Annotated in this window: 23 protein-coding genes; 12 read left to right on the forward strand and 11 right to left on the reverse strand. The window is 71.7% G+C overall.

Features of this window, described 5'->3' with window-relative positions; genetic code table 11:
* Positions 1-105: 105 nt before the first annotated feature.
* Genes tsaE through BSB02_RS23310 form a run of 6 tightly spaced genes read right to left on the reverse strand, consistent with a single transcriptional unit; the run spans position 106 to position 6,002 of the window.
* A complete protein-coding gene (gene tsaE, locus BSB02_RS23285; protein WP_084961799.1) occupies positions 106-564 on the reverse strand; it encodes a tRNA (adenosine(37)-N6)-threonylcarbamoyltransferase complex ATPase subunit type 1 TsaE in 459 nt (152 codons plus the stop codon).
* Positions 561-1,610 carry an alpha/beta fold hydrolase gene (locus tag BSB02_RS23290; RefSeq protein WP_084961801.1) on the reverse strand — a complete coding sequence of 350 codons (1,050 nt, stop codon included), beginning with the start codon at positions 1,608-1,610 and terminating at the stop codon, positions 561-563. Before BSB02_RS23290 ends, tsaE begins: the two co-directional genes overlap by 4 nt.
* Positions 1,607-2,737, reverse strand: coding sequence for an alanine racemase (gene alr, locus BSB02_RS23295; RefSeq protein WP_084961803.1), 1,131 nt, complete (start codon positions 2,735-2,737; stop codon positions 1,607-1,609). Before alr ends, BSB02_RS23290 begins: the two co-directional genes overlap by 4 nt.
* Before the next feature lie 17 nt (positions 2,738-2,754).
* Positions 2,755-4,206 carry an NAD(P)H-hydrate dehydratase gene (locus BSB02_RS23300; RefSeq protein WP_084961804.1) on the reverse strand — a complete coding sequence of 484 codons (1,452 nt, stop codon included), beginning with the start codon at positions 4,204-4,206 and terminating at the stop codon, positions 2,755-2,757.
* Positions 4,207-4,216: 10 nt separating this feature from the next.
* Positions 4,217-4,567 (reverse strand): holo-ACP synthase, encoded by a 351-nt coding sequence (locus tag BSB02_RS23305; protein ID WP_084961806.1) that lies wholly within the window; start codon positions 4,565-4,567, stop codon positions 4,217-4,219.
* Positions 4,568-4,583: 16 nt separating this feature from the next.
* Positions 4,584-6,002, reverse strand: coding sequence for an alkaline phosphatase PhoX (locus BSB02_RS23310; RefSeq protein ID WP_084961808.1), 1,419 nt, complete (start codon positions 6,000-6,002; stop codon positions 4,584-4,586).
* A 161-nt stretch (positions 6,003-6,163) separates the two neighbouring features.
* Between BSB02_RS23310 and coaA the strand changes: the two genes are divergently transcribed.
* The 8 genes from coaA to BSB02_RS23350 are packed head-to-tail and all read left to right on the forward strand — an operon-like array spanning position 6,164 to position 15,080.
* The gene (coaA, locus tag BSB02_RS23315; RefSeq protein WP_084961946.1) at positions 6,164-7,066 is read left to right on the forward strand and encodes a type I pantothenate kinase; all 903 of its coding nucleotides are present in this window, start codon (positions 6,164-6,166) and stop codon (positions 7,064-7,066) included.
* 46 nt (positions 7,067-7,112) lie between these two features.
* Complete coding sequence (locus BSB02_RS23320; protein WP_240506606.1) at positions 7,113-8,048, forward strand: DUF389 domain-containing protein; 936 nt, start codon at positions 7,113-7,115, stop codon at positions 8,046-8,048.
* Between the two features lie 39 nt (positions 8,049-8,087).
* The gene (locus BSB02_RS23325; protein ID WP_084961812.1) at positions 8,088-9,008 is read left to right on the forward strand and encodes an ABC transporter ATP-binding protein; all 921 of its coding nucleotides are present in this window, start codon (positions 8,088-8,090) and stop codon (positions 9,006-9,008) included.
* Positions 9,001-9,867 (forward strand): ABC transporter permease, encoded by an 867-nt coding sequence (locus BSB02_RS23330; protein ID WP_084961814.1) that lies wholly within the window; start codon positions 9,001-9,003, stop codon positions 9,865-9,867. The genes BSB02_RS23325 and BSB02_RS23330 overlap by 8 nt, the downstream gene beginning before the upstream one ends.
* On the forward strand, positions 9,864-10,778 hold the full coding sequence (locus BSB02_RS23335) for an ABC transporter ATP-binding protein (protein ID WP_240506607.1): 915 nt from the start codon (positions 9,864-9,866) through the stop codon (positions 10,776-10,778). Before BSB02_RS23330 ends, BSB02_RS23335 begins: the two co-directional genes overlap by 4 nt.
* Positions 10,779-11,495, forward strand: coding sequence for an ABC transporter permease subunit (locus BSB02_RS23340; RefSeq protein ID WP_084961815.1), 717 nt, complete (start codon positions 10,779-10,781; stop codon positions 11,493-11,495).
* Between the two features lie 48 nt (positions 11,496-11,543).
* A complete protein-coding gene (locus tag BSB02_RS23345; protein WP_084961817.1) occupies positions 11,544-14,606 on the forward strand; it encodes a CHAT domain-containing protein in 3,063 nt (1,020 codons plus the stop codon).
* On the forward strand, positions 14,607-15,080 hold the full coding sequence (locus BSB02_RS23350; RefSeq protein ID WP_084961819.1) for a hypothetical protein: 474 nt from the start codon (positions 14,607-14,609) through the stop codon (positions 15,078-15,080).
* A 13-nt stretch (positions 15,081-15,093) separates the two neighbouring features.
* Here BSB02_RS23350 and BSB02_RS23355 read toward each other — a convergent pair whose 3' ends face one another.
* The 4 genes from BSB02_RS23355 to rplM form a co-directional block, all read right to left on the reverse strand.
* A complete protein-coding gene (locus BSB02_RS23355) occupies positions 15,094-15,570 on the reverse strand; it encodes a hypothetical protein (RefSeq protein ID WP_143591041.1) in 477 nt (158 codons plus the stop codon).
* 83 nt (positions 15,571-15,653) lie between these two features.
* Positions 15,654-16,994: a phosphoglucosamine mutase gene (gene glmM / locus BSB02_RS23360; protein WP_084961823.1), complete on the reverse strand. Its 1,341-nt coding sequence runs from the start codon at positions 16,992-16,994 to the stop codon at positions 15,654-15,656.
* Position 16,995: 1 nt separating this feature from the next.
* On the reverse strand, positions 16,996-17,517 hold the full coding sequence (gene rpsI, locus BSB02_RS23365; protein WP_084961825.1) for a 30S ribosomal protein S9: 522 nt from the start codon (positions 17,515-17,517) through the stop codon (positions 16,996-16,998).
* A gap of 25 nt (positions 17,518-17,542) precedes the next feature.
* A complete protein-coding gene (gene rplM / locus BSB02_RS23370; RefSeq protein ID WP_084961827.1) occupies positions 17,543-17,986 on the reverse strand; it encodes a 50S ribosomal protein L13 in 444 nt (147 codons plus the stop codon).
* A gap of 304 nt (positions 17,987-18,290) precedes the next feature.
* Between rplM and BSB02_RS23375 the strand changes: the two genes are divergently transcribed.
* The 4 genes from BSB02_RS23375 (at position 18,291) to BSB02_RS23390 (ending at position 24,662) form a co-directional block, all read left to right on the forward strand.
* Positions 18,291-19,034 carry a CAP domain-containing protein gene (locus BSB02_RS23375; protein WP_143591043.1) on the forward strand — a complete coding sequence of 248 codons (744 nt, stop codon included), beginning with the start codon at positions 18,291-18,293 and terminating at the stop codon, positions 19,032-19,034.
* A gap of 24 nt (positions 19,035-19,058) precedes the next feature.
* Positions 19,059-19,871: a hypothetical protein gene (locus tag BSB02_RS23380; RefSeq protein ID WP_084961831.1), complete on the forward strand. Its 813-nt coding sequence runs from the start codon at positions 19,059-19,061 to the stop codon at positions 19,869-19,871.
* Positions 19,872-20,336: 465 nt separating this feature from the next.
* Positions 20,337-22,958 (forward strand): hypothetical protein, encoded by a 2,622-nt coding sequence (locus BSB02_RS39840; RefSeq protein WP_143591045.1) that lies wholly within the window; start codon positions 20,337-20,339, stop codon positions 22,956-22,958.
* A 507-nt stretch (positions 22,959-23,465) separates the two neighbouring features.
* Positions 23,466-24,662: an MFS transporter gene (locus BSB02_RS23390; protein WP_158088709.1), complete on the forward strand. Its 1,197-nt coding sequence runs from the start codon at positions 23,466-23,468 to the stop codon at positions 24,660-24,662.
* Between the two features lie 31 nt (positions 24,663-24,693).
* Here BSB02_RS23390 and BSB02_RS42430 read toward each other — a convergent pair whose 3' ends face one another.
* The gene (locus BSB02_RS42430; RefSeq protein ID WP_420855881.1) at positions 24,694-25,710 is read right to left on the reverse strand and encodes a tRNA pseudouridine synthase A; all 1,017 of its coding nucleotides are present in this window, start codon (positions 25,708-25,710) and stop codon (positions 24,694-24,696) included.
* Positions 25,711-25,727: the final 17 nt, after the last annotated feature.

The following is a 25,727-nucleotide window of genomic DNA, read 5'->3' on the forward strand; positions in this document are numbered from 1 at the left end:
CCAAGCATCCACCGGTTTCCGGTGAATGCCTCCCGTTATGCCCATAATGAATCGCGCAAACCTTGATCCATATGGTGCCAGGGATACAGGCAGATGGCCGACCTTTTACCCTTGTGCCGGATCAGACGGCGTGTCGGCCCAGCGGGCGCCGACGCCGCGCAGCGTGACCTCCCGCGCCTCGCCCTCCTCCGGCCGGGTGATGTGCACCTCCAGCCGGTCCTCCGACAACCCCTCAACCAGGCCCTCACCCCACTCCACGACCGTCACCGACTCCTCCAGCGAGGCGTCCAGGTCGAGGTCGTCGACCTCCAGCTCGCCGCCGAGGCGGTAGGCGTCGACGTGGACCAGGGCCGGGCCGCCGCGCAGCGACGGGTGCACCCGCGCGATGACGAACGTGGGCGAGGTGATGGGCCCGCGCACCTTCAGCCCCTCGGCGATGCCCTGCACCAGGGTGGTCTTCCCGGCGCCCAGCGGCCCGGACAGCACCACCAGGTCGCCCGCGCGCAGCCGGGACGCCAGCCGTACGCCGAGCGCCCGCATCTCCTCGGCCGTCGATGATCTCATGTCTCCACCTGCTTGATCAGATCACGGAGTGCCTCGTTGACCACGGCGGGGCGTTCGAGCTGGATCAGGTGGGAGGTGTCGGGCACCACCGTCAGCCGCGCCTTCGGCAGCGCGGCGGCGATCGCCCTGCTGTGGTCGGGAGGGGTCAGCCAGTCGCCGTCCCCCACCATGATGGCCGTCGGCACGTCGTCGAGCACGCCGAGCGCCTGAAGCTTGTCGTGGTTCATCAGGGCCGGGTAGAAGTTCGCGATCACCTCGGTCGGCGTCGCCCTGATCATCGACTCCACGAAGTCCACCACCGTCGGGCTGACGTTGCGCGAGTCGCCGAAGCCGATGCGCCGGGTGATGAGGAAGGCGATGTCGCTGGCGGCGTGCCGGGTCCTGTCGATGAACGCGCCCCGGCGGCCCATCAGCGAGACCGTGGTGGGCGCGACCATGTGGACCGCCTTCGACAGCAGCGCCGGCAGGCCCAGCGTGATCTCCGCGAGCCTGCCCGCCGAGGTGGCGATGAGCGCCACGCCGCGGATCTTGTCGCCGAACAGCTCGGGATGCCGGTCGGCCAGCGCCATCACCGTCATGCCGCCCATCGAGTGCCCGACCAGCACGCACGGCCCGGGCACGAACGCCTCGATCACCTCGGCCAGGTCCTCGCCCAGCCGGTCGATCGTGCAGTCCTCGGCGGCGGCGCGCTGCGACAGCCCGTGGGAGCGCTGGTCCCACACCACGATCCTGTGCTGCTCGCGCAGCTCGCGGCGCTGGTAGTGCCAGGACTCCCGGTTGAGGCAGTAGCCGTGGCAGAACACGATCGTCAGCGGCGCGTCCTCCGGGCCGTCGATCTCCACGTGCAGCGCCAGCCCGTCGGAGGTGACCAGGGTCCGCTCGCGCCCGCGCAGCTCGCCGAACGGCTCGTCGGCGGCCGGGTCGGGGCGCAGCCGGATGCGGCCCACGGCCAGGCGCTTGGCCAGGGCCACCGCCGCCACCCCGGCGGAGGCCGCGCCGACGATCGCGCCGGCGACCCCGACCTTCCTGCGAGCTGTCGTCGTCATGTCTCCACCTGCGTGTAGATCCTCGGCACCCGCGCGCCGATCCTCGTCACGATCTCATGTGTGATGGTGCCGAGGTTATCCGCCCACTCCTGAGCGGTTGGCTCCCCCCTGTCGCCTGGGCCGAAGAGCACGACCTCGTCGCCCGCGCGCAGCGGGTCGTCACCCACGTCGATCATGAACTGGTCCATGCAGACCCGGCCCGCGATCGTGCGGCGGCGCCCGGCCGCCAGCACCTCGGCCCGGTTCGTCGCGTGGCGCAGGACGCCGTCGGCGTAGCCGAGCGGGACCAGGCCCAGCGTCGTCTCCTTGGCCGTGGTGTAGAGGTGGCCGTAGGAGACGCCCGAGCTCTCCGGCACGCGCTTGGCCAGCGCGATCTGCGCCACCAGCGTCATGGCCGGGCGCAGCCCGAAGTCGCCCAGCTCGGGGATGGGGCTCAGGCCGTACAGGGCGATGCCAGGGCGGACCAGGTCGTAGCGGGCGCGCGGCAGCGTCACGATGGCCGCGGAGTTGGCCATGTGGCGGATGATCCGCGAGTCGCCCAGGCCGGCCTGCTCGGCCTGCTTCAGCGCGCCATCGAAGCAGTCGAGCTGCAGCTCGATCGAGGGGTGGCCGGGGATGTCCGCGCAGGCGAAGTGCGACCACAGGCCGACGACGTCGACGACGCCCTCGGCGCGCAGCCTCGCCGCGGCGGCCAGCAGGCCGGGCCAGGCGGCCAGCGGCGCGCCGCCCCTGCTCATCCCCGTGTCGGCCTGGAGATGGACCTTGGCTGTCACGCCCGTGCGGCGGGCGGCGGCGGCGATGTCGGCGAGGGTCCGCTCCTCGCAGGCCGACAGCTCGACGTCCTGCCGCAGCGCCTCCTCCAGCGGCTCGCCGGGCGTGATGATCCACGACAGCACGGGCACGTCGATGCCCCCGGCCCGCAACTCCAGGGCCTCCCTGACGAACGCCGTGCCCAGCCTGGAGGCGCCGCCCTCGACGACGGCCCGCGCGGTGGGCACCAGGCCGTGCCCGTAGGCGTCGGCCTTCGCCGCACCCATCATCTCCGTGCCGCCCGCCCGCTCGCGGAGCAGGGCGACGTTGTGCCGGATCGCGGCCAGGTCGATGCGCGCCTCAGCGGGAAAGTGCATTCTCCCAGTCTGGCAGCTCAGCCGCGTGCCCGTCCCAGGCTCTTGACGACCCGGGGGATGGCGGCGGCCACGTCGGAGGCGACCAGCGGCGCGGACAGCCGGCCGGCCAGCCCGTGCAGGTAGGCCGCGCAGGAGGCCGCGTCGTAGCAGCTCAGCCCCTGTGCCAGCAGCGCGCCCGCCACGCCGGACAGCACGTCGCCCGTGCCGCCGGCGGCCAGCCAGGAGGTGCCGGTGGTGTTGACCCTGACCGGCCTGTCCTCCTCGGCCACGAGCGTGGTGGAGCCCTTGAGCAGCACCGTCGCGCCCAGCTCGGTGGCCGCGCGCCGCACGTGCTCCAGCCTGGCCGCCTCGACGCGCTCCCTGGACGTCCGCAGCAGCCTGGCCAGCTCCCCGGCGTGCGGGGTGAGCAGCAGCGGCGCGCCGCGCCGCAGCAGCGAGCGGTCCCGGGCCGCCAGCGTCAGCGCGTCGGCGTCGAGGAGCACCGGCACGTCACTCGCGAGCACCTGGCGGGCCAGCTCGTGCGCCCACTCGCCGGTGCCCAGGCCGGGGCCGAGCACCCACGCCTGCACCCGGCCGACGCCCTCGATCGAGGGCCGGTCCAGCTCGGTGATCACCGCTTCCGGCCAGTGGGCCCGCACCTGGGCCACCGGCGCCGCCGTCCCGGCGTAGCGGACCATCCCGGCGCCCGCCCGCAGCGCGCCGCCCACGGCCAGCACCGCGGCGCCCGTGTAGGCGTCGCTGCCGGCCGCGACGCCGACCACGCCCCTGCGGTACTTGTCCGACTCCACGCCCGGCACCGGCAGCAGGTCGTCCACGTCCGCGTCGGTGAGGGCGGCGACGTCCGGATCGGGCAGGTACGGCCCCAGCCCGATGTCGACCAGCTCGACCTGCCCGGCGTACCCGGCGCCCGGGTCGACCAGCAGCCCGGTCTTGTAGGCGCCCATCGTCACGGTGACCTGCGCCTCGACCGCCACGCCCGGGACCTGCCCGGTGCTGGCGTCCACACCGCTGGGCACGTCCACGGCCACGATCGGCGCGACCACCTCGCGCGCCAGCTTCGCGTACGGCTCCCGCAGCGGTCCCGTGCCGCCGATGCCGACGAGGCCGTCGATCACCAGGTCGGCGCCGGCGATCGCATCGGCCCCTGCGCCGGTCCCTGTGTCGGCCACGCGGCCGCCTGCGGCCAGGAACGCCGCCAGGCCCTCGGCGTGGGTCTTGCTCCCCGCGAGGATCGCCTCGACCCTGGCGCCGCGGCGCGCCAGCCGTACCCCGGCATACAGGGCGTCTCCCCCGTTGTCGCCGCTGCCCACCAGCAGCAGGACGCGGGAGCCGTACACCCGGCCCAGCATGCGGGCGCAGACGACGGCCAGCCCGGCCGCCGCGCGTTGCATGAGCTCGCCGGGCGGCAGCCGCGCCATGAGGGCGAGCTCGGCGGCCCGGATCTGGTCGGCGGTGTAGGCGGTGCGCATGCACCCGACGCTATCCCTCGGCGATCACGTAGGCCACCGCGACGCCCGCGTCGTGGCTGAGCGAGACGTGCCACCTCTTGACGCCCAGCCCGTAGGCGACGTCGGCGGCCTTCCCGCTGAGGTGGAGCTCCGGCTTGCCGCGCTCGTCGCAGCGGATCTCGGCGTCGTGGTGGCTCATCCCCGGCTCCCCGCCGAGCGCCTTGGCCACCGCCTCCTTGGCGGCGAACCTGGCGGCCAGCGAGGCGACGGCCAGGCCGCGTTCGTGCGGCGTGAACAGCCGCTCGGCCAGCGTGGGCGTGCGCTCCAGCGCCGCCTGCAACCTGGCGACGTCCACGACGTCCACGCCGATGCCGAGGATCACGTGCCCAGCGTAACCGTCAGAAGGCCCCGCGGTGCCACGGACCCCAGATGGCGAACGACACGCCCTGCCGCGACTGGATGTTGACGTACAGGGTGTGGCCGCCGGGGCCGAACGTGGACCCCGCGAACTCCGCACCCGAGTCGCCCGCGACGGGCACGAGCCGCGCGAAGTCGAAGATCTCCCCGCGTCTGGTGAGGCCGCGCAGGAAGTTGTCCCCGTCGCCGTCCTCGCACAGCACGAGCGTGCCGCGGTTGCTGACCGTGACGTTGTCGGGCAGGTCCAGCGTCACCGAGCCGGGCGACTCGTACACCAGCCGCAACGTCGAGCTCCACGTCTCGTACGCCCACACCTGGCCGCGCCCCTTGCCGAACCCCGACGGCGGGGTGTCCCCCGAAGCCGTGGCCCCGCCCTGGGTGGAGACGAAATACACGGTCCCGTGGTGGTAGACGGCGCCCTCCAGGCGCGAGAACAGCGCCGCGCCCTTGGCCCTGCCCTGCTTGCCGACGGCCTGGATCGCCTCGTCGTTGGACGGCTTGCCGGTGAACTCGGGGTCGGGGTCGTCGATGTCCACCCACGTCACCTTGTACGCGGCCCCGGCGGGCTGGCCGGCCGACAGGTCCTTGCCCGGCTGGTCCCGTACGGCGAGCATCTGGAGCCTGCCGCCGTCCAGGATGCGCCTGGCCGCCAGCGGGTTCCTGGGCGGCAGGTACCGGTAGAAGCCCGAGGGGAAGGCGAAGTTGTCCTCGGTGAGGTAGATCGCCCCCGAGGCGGGGTCGAAGGCCGCCGACTCGTGGGCGAAGCGCCCGGCCGCCCTGATGGGCCTGGCCGAGGCGGTGCCCCGGGACGGCACCTCGAAGATGTAGCCGTGCTTCTGGGTGAGCTTGGAGTTGTCGCCGCCGGAGAAGTCGTTGCCCACGTCGGGCCCGTTGACCGTCTCCTCGCAGGTCACCCAGGAGCCCCACGGCATGGGGCCGCCGGAGCAGTTCATCATCGTGCCGTTGAGCGACGGGCCGCTGCGCAGCACCTGGCCGTAGCGGGTGACCTGGAGCGTCGCGGTGCCGCCGCCGGCCGCGGGGTCGTAGGCGTCCTCCGGGTCGCCGAACGCGCCGACGGGCCCGTTGACCTCGTGGTTGCGCACCAGGATCGCGGTGCCGCGCGGCCCGCGGAAGGCGGCCATCCCGTCGTGCCTGCCCGGCACGGTGCTGCCGTCGGTGAAGGTCTCGCCCGCGGCGTTGAAGGAGCGGTACTTGAACCCCTCCGGCAGGTGCAGCCGGACCGCGCCGTCGCGCTCGTCGGGGACGGGCCTGAGCAGGCCGTAGCCCGATACCCGGACGACCTTGCCGGTGGCCCCGGCGCAGGCGACTCCCGCGAAGGGCCCGGCGACGCCGGCCGCGGCCAGCGCCGAGGCCCCGGTCAGGAAGCGGCGGCGATCCATCTGACGACCTCCCTGCGTGGTGTTCACTGCAAAGTAATGTCTCAGACATCTCCCGCTATATGTCAGAAATAGCCAATCATTCGGGCAGCACCTCCGCACCTGGACCGCCCGGACAGGCCCTTTCGCCAGGCGGTTAGGCTGCGTGCGTGAACAACGGCTACGTGGAACTGAGCAGGGAGCAGTGGAGCGAGCTTCGCAAGAACACGCCCTTGACTCTCACCGCGGAGGAGCTGGAAGCGCTGCGCGGGGTCGAGGACCCGATCGACCTGGCCGAGGTGACCGACATCTACCTCCCCCTCACGAGGTTGCTGAACCTGCACTTCACCGGGTCCAAGCAGCGCAGCCGCGCGCTCAACTCCTTCCTGGGCGAGCCCGAGCGGCGCATGCCGTACATCCTGGGCATCGCGGGCAGCGTCGCGGTGGGCAAGTCGACCACGGCGCGGCTGCTGCACACGCTGCTGGCGCGCTGGCCCGAGCACCCCAACGTCGCGCTGGTCACCACCGACAGCTTCCTGTACCCCAACGCGGTGCTGGAGGCGCGGGGGATCATGCACAGGAAGGGCTTCCCGGAAAGCTATGACCGGCGGGCGCTGGTGCGGTTCGTGGCCGAGGTGAAGGCGGGCGCGGCCGAGGTGCGGGCGCCGGTATACAGCCATCTGGAGTACGACATCGTCCCCGGCGCCACCCAAGTCGTGAAAAGTCCGGACATCTTGATTCTCGAAGGGCTCAACGTCCTCCAGCCCGCCCCGCCCACCAGCCTCGCGGTCAACGACTACTTCGACTTCTCCATCTACGTCGACGCCAGGGTCGAGGACATCAGGGAGTGGTACGTCGAGCGCTTCCACAAGCTGCGCCGCACCGCCTTCGAGGACCCCAAGTCCTACTTCAGGTTCATCGCCGACCTGCCCTACGACGAGGCGACCGAGTTCGCCAGGAACGTCTGGCGCGACATCAACGAGCGCAACCTGGTGGAGAACATCCTGCCCACCCGCGGGCGCGCGGGCCTGGTGCTGTACAAGGCCGCCGACCACTCCATCCGGCGGGTACGGCTGCGCCGCACCTGACCGCGCGCCGCAGCGGAGCCCCCGGCACAATGGCGGGGTGCTCCACATGAGACTGATCAGCCCGCCCGAGCGCACCAAGGAGGTGCTGGAGACGCTGGAGGACTGCACCGGCGTCACCAACATCGCCTTCCTGCGGGGCGCCGCCCGCCAGCCGGCCGGTGACCTGATCTTCTGCGACCTGGCCAGGGAGGCGGCCAACACGGTGATCGGCCGCCTCGAATGGCTCAGGGACGCCGGGTCGATCGCCGTCGAGCAGATCGACCTGTCGGTCTCGCGGGTGGCCGAGGAAGCCGAGGAGGAGGCGCCGGGCGAGAGCGACGACGCGGTGGTCTGGGAGGCGCTGGCCCAGCGGGTGGAGGGCGACTCGCGCATCACGTGGGCCTACCTGGCCTTCTTCGCGATCGCCGTGCAGATCGCGGGCATCGGCGTGCTGATGGACTCGCCCATCCTCATCGTGGGCGCGATGGTGCTCGGGCCGGAGTTCGGCGCGGTCGCGGGGATCTGCTTCGGCCTGATCCAGCGGAAGTGGGGGCTGATCGGCGACTCGGCGTGGGCCATCGCCGTGGGGTTCGCCGGCGCCATCGCCGTCACCTTCGCCTGCGCCTTCGTGTCGCGCCGGCTGGGGTGGATCGACTCGCGCATGCTGGAGATCAACGCCGAGGTGCAGTTCATCGTTTATCCCGATAAATGGTCTTTCATCGTGGCGATCCTCGCGGGGGCCGCCGGCGTGCTGTCGATCACCGCGGGCAAGTCCTCGGCGCTGGTCGGCGTGTTCATCTCGGTCACCACGATCCCGGCCGCGGGCTACGCCGCCGTGGCCATGGCGCTGAGCGAGTGGCAGGCGGTGGGCGGCGCGGCGGCCCAGCTCGGCGTCAACCTGGCGGGCATGGTCATCTCCGGGACGGCGACGCTGCTCATCCAGCGGACCTTCTGGCCGCAGGCCGGTCAGCCCGCCGGACGAACGAGCAAATCATCCGTGTGAACGAGGCCACGCACGCGACACGCCGGTAGTGTCCTGATCATGCACATCCTCGAGACCGAGGAACTGACCAAGCACTTCCCCGGCGTCACGGCCCTCGACCGGCTCACCGTCGCGGCCGGTTCCGGGGTGACCGGCCTGGTCGGCGCGAACGGCGCGGGCAAGTCCACCCTCATCAAGATCCTCCTGGGCCTCCAGCCGCCCACCTCGGGGCGCGCCCGGGTCCTCGACCTGGACCCCGCGACGGACGGCGCGAGGATCCGCACGCTCGTCGGCTACATGCCCGAACACGACTGCCTGCCGCCCGAGGTCTCGGCCACCGAGCTGGTGGTGCACCTGGCCCGGATGTCGGGCCTGCCCAAGGTCGCCGCACGCGAGCGCGCGGCCGACGTGCTCCGGCACGTGGGCCTGCTGGAGGAGCGCTACCGCCCGATCGGTGGCTACTCCACCGGCATGAAACAGCGCGTCAAGCTCGCCCAGGCGCTGGTGCACGACCCCCGCCTCGTCTTCCTGGACGAGCCCACCAACGGCCTGGACCCGCGCGGCCGCGAGGAGATGCTGACGCTCATCCGCCGCATCGGCACGGAGTTCGGCATCAGCGTCCTGGTCACCTCCCACCTGCTGGGCGAGCTGGAGCGCATCTGCGACCACGTCGTCGTCATCGACGCCGGGCGCCTGCTGCGCTCCAGCGCGATCACCGAGTTCACGCAGGCCACGCAGTCGCTCACGGTCGAGGTCGAGGAGGGCGCCGACGCGCTGGTCGCCCGGCTGACCGAGCTCGGCCAGAGCGTGAGCGTCCAGGGCCGCCTGCTGACGGTGAAGATGCTCGGCCCCGAGACCTACGACGCCGTCCGCGACGCCGTCGCCGGCCTGGAGCTGTGCCTCATCCGGCTCGAACAGGGCCGCCACCGCATCGAGGACGTCTTCAGGGAGCCTCTCGGAGAGGAGGTGGCCGGTGTCTGAGCCTGCCTCCGGCGTCATCCACGACATCGGGTACCGCCACTACGACGGTCCCCGGCTCGGCTCCTGGTACGCCACCCGGGCGCTGTTCGTCTACAGCTTGCGCGCCGCCTTCGGCTTCGGCCGCACGGCACGCGCCAAGATCATGCCGTTCGGCCTGGCGACCGTCATGCTGCTCCCGGCCGTGGTGTCGATCGCGATGATGGCCCTGCTGAAGGAGCGCGGCATGCCGTACCCGGGCTTCTTCGTCTACATGCAGGCCATCCTGTCGATCTTCGTGGCCTCGCAGTCACCCGCCCTCGTCGCGCCTGACCTGCGGCACCGGGTGCTGCCGCTGTACCTGTCCCGTCCGGTGGGCGTCCCGCAGTACGCCGGGGCGAAGCTGGCCGCGATGACGCTGGCGGTGTTCCTGGTGATCGGCGTGCCGCTCACGCTCGTGTACGCCGGGGAGCTGCTGATCGACCTGGAGGGGCCGCCGCAGACCGGGGAGTACCTGGCCGCGCTGACGACGGGGCTGTGCCTGGCGCTGCTGCTGTCGGCCTTCGGGCTGACCATCGCCTCCCTGACGCCGCGCCGCGGGCTGGGGGTGGCCTCGGTCATCGCGGTCTACCTGCTCCTGCTGGCCGTCTCGGGCGTGCTCGTGGGCACCTTCGAGTCGATCGGGAGCGGTACGGCCGCCGCCTGGTCGTACCTGATCAACCCGTTCTTCCTCCTCGACGCGGTCAGGGTCGCGCTGTTCGGCGGCGAGAGCGCGAGCGGGCAGTATCCCGACGGGCCCGGCCCCGTGCTGCTCACCGCGGCGCTGGTGGCGCTCGGCGTCGCGGCGCTGTTCCTGCGCTACCGGAAGGCGGCGGCGAAGTGAAGCTGGAGCTGACCCAGGTGTCCCGCTGGTACGGCAACGTCGTGGCCGTCAACGACGTCACCATGACGATCGGGCCCGGCGTCACGGGCCTGCTCGGGCCCAACGGCGCGGGCAAGTCGACGTTGCTGCACATCATGGCCGGGTTCCTGGCACCCTCGAACGGGACGGTCACCCTCGAGGGGCGGAAGGTCTGGAAAAATCACCATATTTACCGCGACATCGGCCTGGTTCCGGAGCGGGAGGGCCTGTATGGGTTCCTCACCGGATGGCAGCTCGTCCTGACGGCTGCGCGGCTCCACGGCCTGCCCGACCCCGGCGCCGCCACCCGCCGGGCGCTGGCGACCGTGGACATGGAACACGCCAAGGACCGGCGCGTGGAGACCTACTCCAAGGGCATGAAGCAGCGGGTCAAGGTGGCCGCCGCGCTCGTCCACGACCCCGCCGTGCTGCTGCTGGACGAGCCGTTCAACGGGATGGACCCGCGCCAGCGGCTGCACCTGATGGACCTCATCCGGCGGATGGGCGCCTCGGGCAGGACCATCCTGTTCAGCTCGCACATCCTGGAGGAGGTCGAGCGGGTCGCGCAGCACATCGAGGTGCTGGTCGCCGGGCGGCACGCCGCCTCGGGCGACTTCCGCGAGATCCGCCGGCTCATGACCGACCGGCCGCACCTGTTCAGGATCCGCTCCAGCGACGACCGCAGGCTCGCCGCGGCGCTGGTCGTGGACGGCAGCACGGGCGGCGTCACGCTGGGCGAGGACGGCCTGGAGGTGCAGGCGACCGACTTCCGGCGCTTCACCTGGCTGGTCGCTCGCGTGGCCCGCGCCGAGGGCATCCGCCTTCTGCAGGTCTCCCCCGCCGACGAGGACCTGGAAAGCGTGTTCTCCTACCTGATCACCCGGAGCTCCTAGATGAACGCAACCGTCGCGGGGATCACCTACCGGGCCGTGCTCGGCCGGCGGCGCATCCTGCTCCTGGTGCTGCTGCCCCTCGCCCTGCTGGGCCTGGCGCTGCTGCTGCGCCTGGTGGGCAGCGCCGACGAGCGTACGGCCGTGCTGCTGATGCAGAAGTTCGTGATCGGCACCATGCTGCCGCTGCTCGGCCTCATCGCGGGCACCGGCGTCATCGCCCCGGAGATCGACGACGGCACGGTCATCCACCTGCTGTCCAAACCGATCTCCCGGCCGGTGATCGCGGTGACCAAGTTCGCGGTGGCCGCCTCGCTGCTGGTGCTGTTCGCCGCGGTGCCTACCTACCTGGCCGCGTGGATCCTCATCCGCACCGAGTCGGGCGTCGCGCCCGGCTTCGCCCTCGGCGCCCTCGTCGCCGGAATCGCCTACTCGGCGGTCTTCCTCTTCCTCGGCGTGGTGACCAAGCACGCCGTGGCCATCGGCGTCGTCTACGCCCTCGTCTGGGAGGGCCTGGTCGGCAGCCTCGTGCCGGGGGCGCGCAAGTTCTCCATCCAGCAGTGGGCCCAGACCATCGCCGACCAGCTGGCCACCTCCCCCTTCGTCGAGACCGACGTCACGCTCGGCTTCGCCGTACCGGCCCTGGTGATCGTGACGGTCGGCGCGGTGCTGCTGACGGGCCGGCGGCTGCGAGCCTTCTCCCTGACCGGCGAGGACTAGGTAGCCCTTACTCATGACGGCCCCGCCGGTACGGCCGACAATCGCCACGTGATCGGAAAGCGGGACTGGGCGAAACCGGTGGCACGGGCGGCGCTCGGCGACCGGGTGGCCGTCGTCTGGGCGGGACGGCATCGCGGCCGGGCGCGTTACATCGTTGTGATGGGAATAGGGGCCGAGCTGTTCGACGCGCGGGCGTTCGCCGCCGCGTGGGAGGCGGTCGACCTGCCGGTGCCGGTGATGCTCCTGGCCGAGCTCGAAGGCTGGCCGTACACGCTGCGGGGCGCGGCGAACCCACACGACTTGGCCGTCGACGCGCTGCAGTGCACCGGCGAGCCGGTCGCCGTGCGCGGGCCGTACCGGTTGCCCGGGACGACGGCCGTGTCGTTCGTGCTGTCAGGGCACTTCGCCGGGCGGCGCCGCCGGTTGGGCCTGGTCACGCTGAACCCGGCGCCGCCCTCACCGCAGGAGGCGCGCCGGATCTTCCACTGGGAACTGGTCACCGGCGAGCTCGGCGACTTCGTGTGGGCCGCCGAACCGCCCGCACCCACGCCCGGCCCCCGGCTCAAGCTCCGGCACCCGAATGCGGCCTGGACCCCCTCGGAGTTCGGCGAGGCGGTGCTGCGCACCGCGACACGCTACGAGCACGCGGGGCTGACTCTGGTCTGGGTGGCGCCCCACGACCTGGGCTACACCTACGTCGTCCGCCGGGGCGACGAGCCCTACTCCATGAACCACTCCACCGGGTCCTGGCCGCCGCCGGACGCCTCGCTCGAGGAGAACGCCCTGGTGTGGGATGACATCCAGACCATGTCAGCCATGCGTTACGGCCAGGAGACGGTGGACGCCTTGGACCCGCGGGACGGTACGCAGCTGGTGCGAGCCTTCGAGCAGTTCGGCTACCACGTACGGCTGGCGCGGCCCACGAGCCCGGAGGAAGCCCTGCCGACGATCGCCCTCGGCATGCACCTCGCCTACAGCCTGGAGTCCATGCACATCCCGTACCCCGTGGAGTGGGTAACCACGACGTGCGCCGCCCTCGCCGGGAAGTTCGGGCTCGTCGACGAGCAGCGGCGTCTCCTGCGCCACGCCGCGATCTCGTGCGAGTCGATGGGGCTGGCCGAGGCCGCGCTCGCCCACTACCGGGAGGCACTGGACATAGCCGAGCCGTACGGCGACGCGGTCCTGGAGCGGAACCTGCACGTGAGCTACGCCACGACGTGCGCCGCCCTGTTCGCCGCCCATGAATTCGGAGAGCCGCTCGGCGAGACCGACCGAGAGCTGATCGCCGGCGCGCTGGATCACCTCGACCAAGCCGAACAGCTGGTCCTGGCGGAACCGGAGGAGCAGTCCGCGTGGGCCCGGATGGCGATCCCCGTCCACCACTGGCGGTTACGCGACTTGCTGGGCGAGCGTGAGAGGGCCGCAGAGGAGCTGCGACGGCTGGCCGACGATCCTGCCATGCGGGCACACGACCAGCTCTGCAAGAGCACGCTGGTGTTCTGGATGGCCGCGTTGCACAAGCAGGGCAGACCGCTGGACGAGGCGGTGGAGAGGGCCAAGGCCGAGCCGGGGAGGTGGGGAACCGACCGTTCCATCGTCCTCCACGCCTTCCTCGCCAGCCATTTCTTAGAAAACGGGGAATACGACAGGGCCTTCCTTGCGGCCGAGACGGCCCAGCACCTGCTGGTGCTCGAGGATGACCGCATCGCCCGCGTCCCGCTGCCCGGCGAAGCGTACGCGGGGCGGCGCAAGCTGGACGCGCTCGAGTTCATGTGCCGGGCGTTGGCTCTCATGCTCAAGCATGACGCTTTGAGCGACATGGCTGTGGGTGGACTTGTTCGCACACTGCGCTGGTACGTCGAGACGGCCAAGAGCCGATGGCTGACCCGCCGCCTCACCGCCGGACCGCCCGGCGCCGTTCTGGACGTCGACGAGCGGCTGAGCCAGTGGGCCGCGCAGATGCGCGAGGATCTCGCCGGTCACCCCGCCGCCCTCGAAGAGAGCCAGGCCGAGCGCCTTGCACGGTTCTCGACGAACGATCCAGTGCGGGAGCTGCGCTCCCACCTCCCGGAGGACAGCGCCCTCGTCTCGTTCTACGAGACACGCGAGTGCAGCTACCTGTTCTGCACCACCCACGACGCCACGCTGCTGATGAGCGTCCAGGTCACCCAACGTGACCTGGAAACGGCGGTGAGGTATCTGCAGGCCGGCTTCTCCGGGACGGCGCTGCATCCGCCGATCGACCCCGACCGGCCCTTCGACCTGGCCGAGCCGTACCTGCGACCGTTGCGAGACCTGCACCGCCAGATGGAAACGCTGGCGGCCATGCTGCGGCTCAGCTCGGCCGTGGTGATCGCCCCACACGGCGCCTGGCACAACATCCCGCTCCACGCCCTGCTGCTGCCCGAGCTGTGGAAGGCGGGGCACAGCCCGGCCCTGTGCTACGTGCCGAGCCTGGAGGCGGCCGTCACGCTGTTCCGGCGTCGCGGCGACGACCCCCGCCGGGCGGGTCTGCTCAGCCATCCGCTGCGGCCGGTGGAAGAGGGCGTCTTCGCCGACAGCCACCAGCGGATCGCGAACCGTCTGCACACCTTGGGGCTCGACGTGGACCAGGTGTTCTGCCGCGAGGCCACTCCAGCCGAGGCGCTGTCGATGCTGACCCGTGTCGACCTGATGCACATCCTGGCCCACGGCGGCTCGCCCACCGATCCGAGGGAGATCATGAACGCGGGGCTGAGACTCTCACCGGGCACCGGCACCGGCGGCTGGCTCTCGGCGGCGGAGCTCCCTGCCGCCACGATGGCAGGCGTCCACCTCACGCTCCAGGCCTGCTCGGTCGGCCGCGTCGTCACCGCCGCCAGCGACGAGCTGTGGGGCCCGGTCCGCTCGGCGCTGGCCGCCGGGGCCGACAGCGTCCTGGCCCCGATGTGGAACGCCGACCTGCACTCCTCGACCGTCCTGATCGACCGCTTCTACACGCTCTGGCTCGGCGACGGCCTGTCCAAGGCGCAGGCCTTCACCGAGGCCCAGCGCGAGATGTACTTTTCTTCCGATCACGACGCCTGGCGGCACCTCTACCACTGGGCGGCGTTCAAGCTGATGGGAGCCTGAGTGACCCTCGACGACCTCGACGACGCCCAGCTCGGCCAGGTCCTGCAGCACCTGGTCGCCCACTTCGACGACTCCGGTGACCTCCCGGTCACCGAGGAGGAGATCGCCGCCAGGACCGCCCGCGACCGTCGCTTCCTCGAGGAGCTCGCGCAGGCTCGGGGCGTGTCGCCGGACGGCTCCGCCGACCCTTCCCTCCGCGAGGTGATCGAGACCATCGCCGAGACGCTGCCCGAGACCCGCCCCACGATCGAGGAGGCCGCCGGCCGCATCCGCAGGGTCGGCACCCTGCCTCTGGCCGACGTGGCGCTGGACGTCCTCCTCATCGCCGCCGCGGCCGCGATCCTGCGGCCGAAAGGGTCGATCCACTTCAAGACCAAGGCGAGCGAGCTCAAGGTCAACATGGAGGCGGGCGGCGCCAAGGGGCTCGACGCCGTCCTCGCCTTGATCATGGAGTTCGTGAGCAGGAGGCAGTGAGCGCCTCCGGGGCTCAGGCGGGGAAGTCCTTGGGGTTGACCCCGCTGGTCTTGGCGTTGCCGCCGATGACGGGCTGGAGGGTCAGCGTCCAGATCGAGTAGCTGGTCGCGGTCGTCACGAACCGGAGCTTGTCGTCGAACCGCTGGTAGCTGGGGTTCCTGCCGAAACGGCCCTTGCTCACGCTGAAGCGCGTGCCCGTGGTGAAGTACACCCGGTAGGTGCCGTCGACGACCGTGTCCACCTTGGCCGTCGACTTGGCCCTGACGTAGACGCTGATCGCCTTCTTGGAGCCCTTCATCAGCGTGACGACGGCGTCGCGCTTGGTGCCGTTCTTCACCTTCAGCACGCCGTGTCCCCCGCTGATGCGGTCGTACAGGATGGTGCCGTTCGCCGGTCTCGCCAGAGCCTCGACCGTCTTGGCCTGGGCGGGAGCGATGAACGCGGCCGTCAGCAGGATCGCCGCGACCACGCCGCCCGCGATTGATCGCAAAGAAATCATTGGCCAAGGATCCCCAAGAAGGGATCAAGCCGTCAAACCGGATGATCGGGGTACGGCACGCGGGCCGTACCCCGTCAAACGCATGCGGCGCGGACCACGCCGGCCAGGCGTTCGGCCACCTGGGTGGCCTGCTCCTGCGACGCCGCCTCGACCATTACCCGGATCATGGGCTCGGTGCCGCTCGGCCGGATCAGCACGCGGCCGGACTCGCCGAGCTCCGCCTCCGCCTCGGCGACGGCCTTGGCCAGCTCGGGCGCGCCCGCCTTGGCCTTGTCGACGCCCTTGACGTTGATCAGGATCTGCGGCAGCGGGGTCATCACCGAGGCCAGCTCGGCCAGCGAGACGCCCGACTTGGCCACGACGGCGGCCAGGTGCAGCGAGGTCAGCAGGCCGTCGCCGGTCGTCGCGTGATCCAGCATGATCACGTGCCCGGACTGCTCGCCGCCCAGGTTGTAGCCGTCGGCCTTCATCCGCTCCAGCACGTAGCGGTCCCCCACCGCCGTCTCGACGACGGTGATCCCCGCCTCGCGCATCGCCAGCTTGAAGCCGAGGTTGGACATCACGGTCGCCACCACGGTGTCGCGCTTCAGCTCGCCGCGCGAGTGGAGGTCGAGCGCCAGGATCGCCATGATCTGGTCGCCGTCGACGACCTTGCCCTCGTGGGTCACGGCCAGGCACCGGTCGGCGTCGCCGTCGTAGGCCACGCCGAAGTCGGCGCCCCGCGAGACGACGACCTGCTGGAGCTTGGCCAGGTGGGTCGAGCCGCAGCTGTCGTTGATGTTGAGGCCGTCGGGACGCGCGCCGATCGCCTCGACCTCGGCCCCGGCCCTGACCATGGCCTCGGGTGCGACCATGTGGGCGGCGCCGTGCGCGCAGTCGACGACGACCCGCAGCCCCTCCAGGCGGTTGGGGATCGTCTCCAGCACGTGCGAGATGTAGCGGTCGGCCTCGCCGAAGGCGTCGCGGACGCGGCCGACCTTGGCCCCCTCGGGACGGTCCCACGGCTCGCGCAACCGCCGCTCGATCTCGTCCTCGACCGCGTCGGCCAGCTTGACGCCGCCGCGGGCCAGGAACTTCACGCCGTTGTCGGGCGCGGGGTTGTGCGAGGCCGTCAGCATCACGCCGAGGTCGGCCCCGAGCGCGGAAGTCAGGTAGGCCACCGCCGGGGTGGGCAGCACGCCCAGGCGCAGCACGTCGACCCCGGACGACGCGAGGCCGGCGACCACCGCGGCCTCCAGGAACTCTCCTGAAGCCCGGGGATCCCGGCCCACGACGGCAACCGGACGCTTGTGTCCGAATGCCCCTGCGTCGCCGAGGACGTGAGCCGCCGCGACCGACAGGTCCATGGCGAGCTCGGCCGTGAGGTCGCGCCCCGCGACCCCACGGACCCCGTCGGTGCCGAAAAGGCGCCCCAACTTAGCGCTTGCTGTACTGCGGAGCCTTGCGGGCCTTCTTGAGGCCGTACTTCTTCCGCTCCGTGGCGCGGGCGTCACGGGTGAGGAAGCCGGCCTTCTTCAGCGGCGGGCGGTTGACCTCGACGTCGAGGGCCGCCAGCGCGCGGGACAGGCCCATGCGCAGCGCGCCGGCCTGGCCGGTCACGCCGCCGCCGTCGATGCGGGCGATGACGTCGAAGGCACCCTCGGCGCCGAGCACCACGAAGGGCTCGTTGACGATCTGCTGGTGGACCTTGTTCGGGAAGTAGTTGTCAAGCGAACGACCGTTGATCGTCCACTTGCCGGTGCCCGGGGCGATGCGGACGCGGGCGACGGCCTCCTTGCGGCGGCCGGTGCCGTACGAGTGGCCGGTCGTCACGGGCCTGCGCACGGGAGCGTCGGCGATGGCAGCGGACTCGGTGGTGTACTCGGACGGGAACTCCTCGCTGGAGTAGTCCTCCAGCTCGGCCTCGACGGCCGTCTCGACACCGGTGGGCTCAGCCACGGTTCTCCTCAAATCCTTCGAACTACTACTGGGCGATCTGGGTGATCTCGAACGGCACGGGCTTCTGGGCCTGGTGCGGGTGCTCGGCACCGGCGTAGACCTTCAGCTTCTTGGCCATCTTCCGGCCGAGGGAGTTCTTGGGCAGCATGCCCTTCACGGCCTTCTCGACGGCCTTCTCCGGCCGCTTCTCCATGAGCTCGCCGTAGGTCACGGAGCGCAGACCGCCCGGGTAGCCCGAGTGGCGGTAGGCCTTCTTCTGCTCGAGCTTGTTGCCGCTGAGCGCGACCTTGTCGGCGTTGATGACGATGACGAAGTCACCGGTGTCGACGTGGGGCGCGAAGATCGGCTTGTGCTTGCCGCGGAGCAGGGCCGCGACATGGCTGGCCAGCCGGCCCAGCACGACATCGGTCGCGTCGATGACGTACCACTGACGCTGTACGTCTGCGGGCTTCGGTGAGTACGTGCGCACGGTCGTAAGCCTTATCTTGCGTCTGTCGGCACTGTCGGACCCACTGACGGGGCGGACAGCTCTTGGTCGGTCGGTGCGGGCACACGACGGCCCGGACCTTCCGTCTCCGCATGGATGGGAGATGACGCCGGACGCGCCGCGCATTGGTCACGCGGGACCTATGCACACAACGTCGATAGGCTACCGCCCCTGCTGGCAGTGGTCAAAACGAGGCGGGCGGCACCGGCCGGGGCTACCGATTCCATTTCGGTTCCCTCCAACCCCTTCTTTACCACTACCTTGCTTCCCTATCGTTGACTGCGGTATGTGGCAGCCCCCTCACACGCGGCACACCCGGCGGCGCGCGCGGCGCAGGAGCCGTCTGGGCCTGCTGAGCTGCATGCTGACCGTCCTGTTCGCGGGCGTGCTGATCGGGCGGCTGACCACCGCCGAGGACGACTCGGCCCCGCAGGTCTACCTCAACAGCACGGCCCCGCCCGCCGCCGCGCCGAGCGCCACCCCCACGACCAAGAAGCCGCAGCGGGCCGCCGACGCGATCCCGCGCGAGCGGGAACGGGCGCCCTCCGCCGGCCACGCGCCCACGGCCGGGCCCACGCCGGAAGGTCAGATCCGGGGCGAGACCAACCCCGATCACACCAGCGTGTACGGCACGCCGGACCTGACGGTCTCGCCCCAGATGGCCGCGCGCGTGGTGCAGCTGACCAACCGCGAGCGCAGGCGGCACGGCTGCGGCCCGCTGCGCGTCGACGCCCGGCTGACGCGCTCGGCCGAGGAGCACTCCCTGGAGATGGCCGCCTCCGGCCAGTTCGGCCACAGCTCGCCCGACGGCTCCTCCCCCTGGGACCGCATGGCGCGCGCCGGGTACTCCGCGGGCGCGGCCGAGAACATCGGCCGCGGCTACCCCACCGCCGAGGCCGCCGTCCAGGGCTGGATGGCCAGCCCCGACCATCGCAAGAACATCCTCAACTGCGCCATCGCCGCCATCGGCGTGGGCGTCGTCCCGGGAGGCGGCGGCCCGTGGTGGACCCAGGACTTCGGCTACTCGTGAGCCGCGAGAGGTTAATCTCTCCGCATGGGTTTTCCCAAGAAGAAGGAAACCGGCGCCGAGCCCGAGCCGGCGCAGCAGAGCCAGCGGCAGAGCCAGATGTGGAGCCCGTACGACGACGGTCCCCGCACCCGCGGGCCGTTCTGGTTCATCGTCGGCGGCGTCGTCGTGCTCGCCGCGCTCGTCGTGGCGCTCATGGTGATGTTCAACGCCGACCCGCCGGCCCCCGCGGCCACCGAGGCCCGGCCGACCTCCGACCCGCTGCCCACGGCCCCGCCCGGCAAGTACGGCTTCGCCGACCAGCGCAAGACCGACCCCGACCCGCTCACCGTCAAGGAGCTGTTCCCGTCCGCCAAGGTCGTGGTCGACGGGCGCCAGTACACCATGACCATCACGCGCAAGGACAAGAAGTGCGCGGACGCGGTGGTCGGCGAGAAGCTGCAGAAGGCGCTCAAGGACGGCAAGTGCACGCAGGTCATCCGCGCGAGCTTCCGCGACGCCAAGGGTGAGATCATCGGTACCGTCGGCGTGGCCAACCTGCTCGACACCAAGGCCGCCGACAAGGCCAGCAAGGCGGGCGGCAAGGGCGAGCGCCAGGACTACGTCAAGCCGCTGCCCGGCAAGGACAAGGTGACCAAGTTCCTCGGTTCCGGTGAGGCCGGGGCGCAGGTCTGGACCCACGGGCACTACGCGGTCATGATCTGGTTCCAGTTCAAGGACGGCCACAAGCCGGACAAGAAGGAGGGCAAGCGGCTCTTCCAGGCGGCCGACGACATCACCCAGAACACCGTGTTCAAGGCGCTCGACGGGCGTTCCCTCTCGGGGGCCGCGGGAGGCTAGACATTCGGGTGATGTGGGCACGAAAGGGATGACCGATTCGACCGGGAACACTCATACCGGCGTGACGATCTCCCGAGTCTCGCTACGCTCTCGCTTATGGACGAGCGCGACGTGACCGATCGCTCGGCCGCGCCGGCGACGCCCCCGCCGAGTTTCGGCAGGCTGCAGTCCCGGTCCGAGGCCGACCATCCCTCCGCGCTTCCCGAGTCCGGCCCCGGTCCCCAGGACCGTCCCTCCCCCTACCCGAGTGCCGAACCCGGCCCGGCCGAGCCGGACGCGACGGCCGGCAGGCAGGACCCACCGGCCGCAGGCGGCTCGCCCGAGCCCGCTGGGCTTTCCAATCCAGACGGCCCCGGTGCGCGTCCTGATCTCGCCCACCCCGGTGGGCGCCCTGAGCTGGCCCACGCTGGTGAGCGCCCGGACCTCGCGCGCCCCGGCGGGCCTTCTGAAACCACCGGCCCCGGCATGCCGTCCGAAGCCGTCCACCCTGGCGGGCCGTCTGAAGCCGCCAGCCCCGCCGGGCCGTCCGAAGCCGCGCACCCCGGGCAGCCGGTCCCGTTCCAGGGCGCGCCCGCACCCTTCCCGCAGCCGCCCGGTGCCCCTTCTCCGGCACCCCACCCCGCCGACCCTGGGCCCTTCCCGTACGGCGGAGCCGCCCCGTCGGCGCCTCCGGCGTCATGGCAGCGCGAGCCGGAGCCACGGTCGCCGTGGGCCCCCGGCGACAGCGGTGCGGCGCCCACCCCGCCCGGCGACACCGGCCCGGCCTGGACCCAGTTCAACGTCCAGTCGCCCGAGCCCGTCCGCCCGCCGATCCCCGTCTACCCCGGCCCGCCTCCCGGGCTGCCGGCTCCCGAGGACCCTCCAGCGGACCGCGACGCCACCACACCGGCCCAGGCCATGCCGAGGTTCCACCCCGCCTACGGCCACGACGACCCGAGCGGCGAGCCGGACCCCGAGCAGACCTACGACGCCCGCCGGCTCCGGCAGGAGCTGTGGCCGCATCGCGAGACGGCCGAGACGCTTCAGAGCCCGCATGCGGTCGAACCGCCCGCTACGTCACCTCAGACCCACAAGGCGGTCGGAAGTCCTGAGACGCCGCTTCAGACTCCCGAGGCCTTTCGAACTCCCGAGGAGCTCCAAGCTCCTGGGGCACGTCACGGCTCGGAGCACTCACAAAGCTCGGAGCCGCTGCAGGGTTCAGAGTCGTTTCAGAGCTCCCATGCGTTCCGGGGCACGGATGCGCTCCGGGGCACGGACGAGTTCCGGACACCCGAGCCGCCTCCCGCCCAGCCGCCTTCCGGGCCCAACTCCCCGGCCCCTGCCTTCCCGCCCGCGTCCCAGGTCGAGGCGCCGGGCAGGCCCGTCCCCGGTGACGTCCTCGACTCGCCCGCCGCGAGCGCCGAGCACGCGCCGCAGGAGGGCGTCACCTCGCCTGCCTCGCTCACGCCGCCAACCGGCGAGAACCTCACCGCGGACTTCACTCGGCCCACCGGCGAAGCGCCCACGCCCGCCACCGGGATGCCCGTTGCGGCCTTCCCGGCACCGAACCAGGCGGCATCGGACCAGTCGACGCCGAACCAGGACACCGCTCAGCCAGGCGAGCCCACCACCACCGAAACGGCCGGTCAGGACAACCCGCCCGCCTTCACGCCCCTGCACCCGTGGGAGGTGCCGGACGGCGACGCCGGGCCGTACGACTGGTTCGCCGACCCGCCCCTCGACGGCGAGCAGCCGCGACCGGAGCCGCAGGGGGGCTGGCAGCCTCCGCAGGGGTTCACGGCCGCGGCGGCCGGCATGCAGGTGTGGCCCGCCCCCGTCTCCGACAGCCCGGTGATGCCGCCCTGGCCCGCGGCGACCGGCGAGCCCCTGGACGGCGACCACGACAGCACGGCCCCCTCCGGGCAGGCCGCCTTCCCGGAGAGGCCGGAGCAGGCCGTGCCCACCGAGGAAGCGGAGAAAACGGAGGAATCCCCCTCCGCGGAAGCCGGGTCCGAGAGGACCGAACCTGACAGGCACGAGCCAGAGAGGGCCGAGACGCCGCAACCCGAACGGCCCGCGGAAGCGCCCGGCGCCGAGAGGCCCGGACCGGATCCCTCCACGGAGATCGCCGTCGCCCGGCAGGATCCCTCCACCGAGCACCCGTCCGACGCTCCGGCAGACCGTGGCGGCGCCTTCGACCCGTCCGTCACCGTCCCGGTCACGCGCCCCGCCGAGCCGGGCGACGTCCCCGTATGGCCCAGGCCCTTCCCCCACGAGGAGGCGCAGCAGGCTTCCGGCCCGATCGTCGTCAGCCCCGCCGCGCCGTGGCCCTCGGAGCAGCCCGGCCACGTACCGCAGCCGCCTCCTCCGCCGCAGCCGGGCAACGGCAGGAAGGCCCTGTTCGCCACGATCAGCGTGCTCGTGGTGGCGGGTGTCGCGACGGGCGGCTTCTTCGTGTACCGCTCGATGAACGCCTCCCCCGGCACGACCGGAGCCGTCGCCAGCGCGACTCCCACCGCGGCCGCCAGTCCCCCGCCCGAGACGGTCGCCTCCACCCCCGCGGCCAGCCCTCAGGCGGCGGTCCTCGATTCGGAGGAGACCGACCCTCGCGCCATGTCGCTGTCCGAGGCGTTCCCGGAGAAGAAGATCAAGATCGGCAAGACGGTCTACACTCGCGTCGCCACCTCGCTGTCCAAGGACTGCGAGAAGGCCGCGTCCGGCCCGTTCGCCGACGCGCTGCGCGAGGAAGGCTGTTCCAGGGTCCTGCGCGCCACCTACGTCGACGGCAAGCGCCGCTACGCCGTCACCACCGGCATCGCCGTCATGCCCACCAAGGACGCCGCCGCGAAGGCCGACAAGGCCAAGAACCTCGGCCGCAACCTGTGGTTCCGCGCCCTGCCGGGACCACAGGGCAGCGGCGCCGAACGGGTCGCCATCGCGGGCGGCTACGCGGCCGGCATGCTGTGGGGCCGCTACATCGTCTTCAGCTACGCCACCCACGCCGACGGCCACACGCCCACGGCCAAGGAGACGGCCCTGAGCAAGGTCAGCGGCGCGTTCCGCGACGAGACCTCCCGCGTCCTCGAGCGCCGCGCCACCGGCGGCTGACGCGCCCGCCTCGCCACTCCGCGGCCATGGCCTTGACGCTCAACGCGCCGACAACCCCGCCACCGCCGTACAACATGCGGACTCACGGGCCACGCGACCGGCACGCTGATTCCGGTGGCGAGCGCCAGCGGCGTTCGCCGATCGGTCTGGACGGCGCTCGGAGGCTGATCGGACCGGAATCCCAGCGAGAAGTAGCAGAACCTCGGAAGACCGAGCATTACGTGATGCAACTAGACGATCTTGAGGACTGTGCGCGGAGGGGGCTCAGCGCCCGGAATGGGCACCGGATGCGCGCCCTGAACCCGAGCCCGCCGACAGCGTTGCCCGCCACCTGGCCGGGGGCGGTGGTGCCAGTAGGGGCATCGCGCGGATGTCCGGGCCCTTCTTGAGAATCCGCGGTCCCGCGCATGGATCGCTTTCGCCGCCGGACGGCTCGATCCGATCCTCGCCCGCTTCGCCGGTTTGATCACTGTTTCTCCCGCAAGGCGCCATGCCATGATCGCAGGCATGACTGCCATGTCCCTGGGCCCCGCCTACAGTCGGCTCTGGACCGCGACGGCGCTGTCCAACTTCGGTGACGGCATCAGAAGCGCCGCGTTGCCCCTGCTCGCCGCCTCGATGAGCGGCGACCCCGTCATCGTGGCAGGGGTCGCGGTGGCGGGCCAGCTCCCCTGGCTGCTCCTGGGACTGGTCGCCGGAGCGCTGGTCGATCGGTTCGACCAGCGCCGCCTCGTCGTCCTGGTCGACTGCGGGCGCACGGCTCTGCTGGCGGCGCTGACGGTGGCCGTGCTGACCGGATCCGCCACCGTGGCCTGGATCTACGCGGTCGCCTTCGCCTGCGGCGTGGGTGAGACGTTGCGCGACACGGCCACCGCCACCCTGCTGCCTCCCCTCGTGAACGACGCCGACCTGGAACGCGCGAACGGCCGGCTGGTCAACGCGGAGGTGGCGGGCAACGAGCTGATCGGGCCACCGGTCGGGGGCTATCTGTTCGGCATCGCCATGGTCCTGCCCATCGCGGTGAACGGCGGCGCGCTGGCCCTCGCCGCGGCTTTGATCTTCAGCCTTCCCCGCGTCTTCGCCCCCGCCCCGAACCCGGGTTCGAAGGGCCGCATCTGGAGCGAAACCGTGGCGGGCCTGCGCTGGCTGGTCCGCTCACGCCGTATGTTCACGCTGTCGCTGCTGTCGGCCACGTTCGCCTTCGTGGACAGCATGTGGTTCGTCGTCCTGGTCCTCTTCGTCCAGCAGATACTTCAGCTGCCCGCCGCGATCTACGGTCTCCTGGTCGGCATCGGCGCCGTCGGCGGCCTGGTCGGCGGCTTCCTCGCCGCCCGCATCGTGCGCCTGCTCGGCCCGGCTCCGGCCCTCGCCGCCTGTCTCCTCGCGGCCGCCGGCGGCCAGCTCGTGCTCGGCTTGGCCTCGGAGGCCGTCCTGGTCGCTCTCGGGCTGGCTGCCACGAGCGCCGCCTTCGGCGTCTGGGCCGTCGTCGCCCGCACCCAGCGCCAGCGCGGCACTCCCCGCGGCCTGCTCGGGCGCGTCACCAGCGCCTCGACAACCATGGTGATGACCGCCTCGCCCCTGGGCGCGCTCTTCGGCGGTCTGATCGGCCGTGAGTACGGCCTGCGCGCGGCCATCCTGCTCGGCGTGCCCGCGCTGGTGGTCGCGGCGTGCGTGGCCTATGCGGTACTGCGGGAGCGGCGATGACCGGCCGGCTCGAGCGGGTGATGGGCGCTCCTCACAGCGTGCGGACGCGACGTGTCCTGGCGGCTTGGGCGGCCAGCTCGTCGTCGGCCGGGTAGACGACCTCCTCCAGGCACAGCCCCAGCGCCGGCGCCACGTGCACCGCGGAGTCCCGTACGGCTCGCGTCAGCACCTCCCCGGGCCACTCCACCGGCATCCGCCCCTCGCCCACGGCCAGCAGGCAGCCCACGAGGGCGCGGACCATCGAATGGCAGAATGCGTCGGCGACCACGGTCGCGACGAGGATCCCGTCCTCGCCCCTGACCCAGTCGAGCCGCCGCAGCTCGCGGATCGTGGTCGCGCCCTCCCGCTTCTTGCAGAAGGCGGCGAAGTCGTGCTCGCCCAGCAGGTGTACGGCGGCCGCGTTCAGCCGGTCGACGTCCAGGGGCCTGGGGTGCCAGAGCACCTCCTTGCGGCGCAGGGGATCCACGCCTCCCTGGGCGTCGCACACCCGGTACGCATACCGCCGGGACAGGGCCGAGAAGCGGGCGTCGAAGCCCTCTGGAGCGACGCTGACGCGGTGAACGCGGACGTCCAGGGGCAAGACTCCGGCCAGGCGCCGCAGGAGCGCTGCGAGCCGCTCGTCCATGTCCCGGGGAAGCGCCTCAGTGTCTTGGGGATGCGCCTCGTTGTCCTGAGAAGCCTCGGTGTCCTGGGGAAGCGCCTCGGGTGTGCCCGTCGGCTCCAGTCGCTCCTCACCGCCAAGCCGTACCTCGCCGCCGGGCCGCTCCGCCGTACCCCCCAAGGCCGCCGCGAAGCGCTCCGCGCGGCGGCGATGGCCGAGCACCTCGTCCAGCGCCGGAACCGGCACGTCCACGTGTGCCACCTGCCCACGAGCGTGCACGCCCGCGTCCGTGCGCCCCGCGACGGTGAGGTCCACGCCCTCCGGCAGGCGCAGGATCCGGCCGAGCGCCTCCTCCAGCACGCCCTGCACGGTACGCAGGCCCGGCTGGCGGGCCCAGCCGGAGAAGTCGGTGCCGTCGTAGCCGAGGTCGAGGCGGAGCCGTACCACGGACAATGTCATCAAAC

The organism is Thermoactinospora rubra (assembly GCF_002093975.1).
Taxonomy (GTDB): domain Bacteria; phylum Actinomycetota; class Actinomycetes; order Streptosporangiales; family Streptosporangiaceae; genus Nonomuraea; species Nonomuraea rubra_A.

Coding starts and splice junctions, on each gene's coding strand:
- tsaE (WP_084961799.1), bottom strand. CDS start 564: ATGAGATCATCGACGGCCGAGGAGATGCGGGCGCTCGGCGTACGGCTG.
- BSB02_RS23290 (WP_084961801.1), bottom strand. CDS start 1,610: ATGACGACGACAGCTCGCAGGAAGGTCGGGGTCGCCGGCGCGATCGTC.
- alr (WP_084961803.1), bottom strand. CDS start 2,737: ATGCACTTTCCCGCTGAGGCGCGCATCGACCTGGCCGCGATCCGGCAC.
- BSB02_RS23300 (WP_084961804.1), bottom strand. CDS start 4,206: ATGCGCACCGCCTACACCGCCGACCAGATCCGGGCCGCCGAGCTCGCC.
- BSB02_RS23310 (WP_084961808.1), bottom strand. CDS start 6,002: ATGGATCGCCGCCGCTTCCTGACCGGGGCCTCGGCGCTGGCCGCGGCC.
- BSB02_RS23320 (WP_240506606.1), top strand. CDS start 7,113: ATGAGACTGATCAGCCCGCCCGAGCGCACCAAGGAGGTGCTGGAGACG.
- BSB02_RS23325 (WP_084961812.1), top strand. CDS start 8,088: ATGCACATCCTCGAGACCGAGGAACTGACCAAGCACTTCCCCGGCGTC.
- BSB02_RS23340 (WP_084961815.1), top strand. CDS start 10,779: ATGAACGCAACCGTCGCGGGGATCACCTACCGGGCCGTGCTCGGCCGG.
- BSB02_RS23375 (WP_143591043.1), top strand. CDS start 18,291: ATGTGGCAGCCCCCTCACACGCGGCACACCCGGCGGCGCGCGCGGCGC.
- BSB02_RS23380 (WP_084961831.1), top strand. CDS start 19,059: ATGGGTTTTCCCAAGAAGAAGGAAACCGGCGCCGAGCCCGAGCCGGCG.
- BSB02_RS39840 (WP_143591045.1), top strand. CDS start 20,337: ATGCCGTCCGAAGCCGTCCACCCTGGCGGGCCGTCTGAAGCCGCCAGC.
- BSB02_RS23390 (WP_158088709.1), top strand. CDS start 23,466: ATGACTGCCATGTCCCTGGGCCCCGCCTACAGTCGGCTCTGGACCGCG.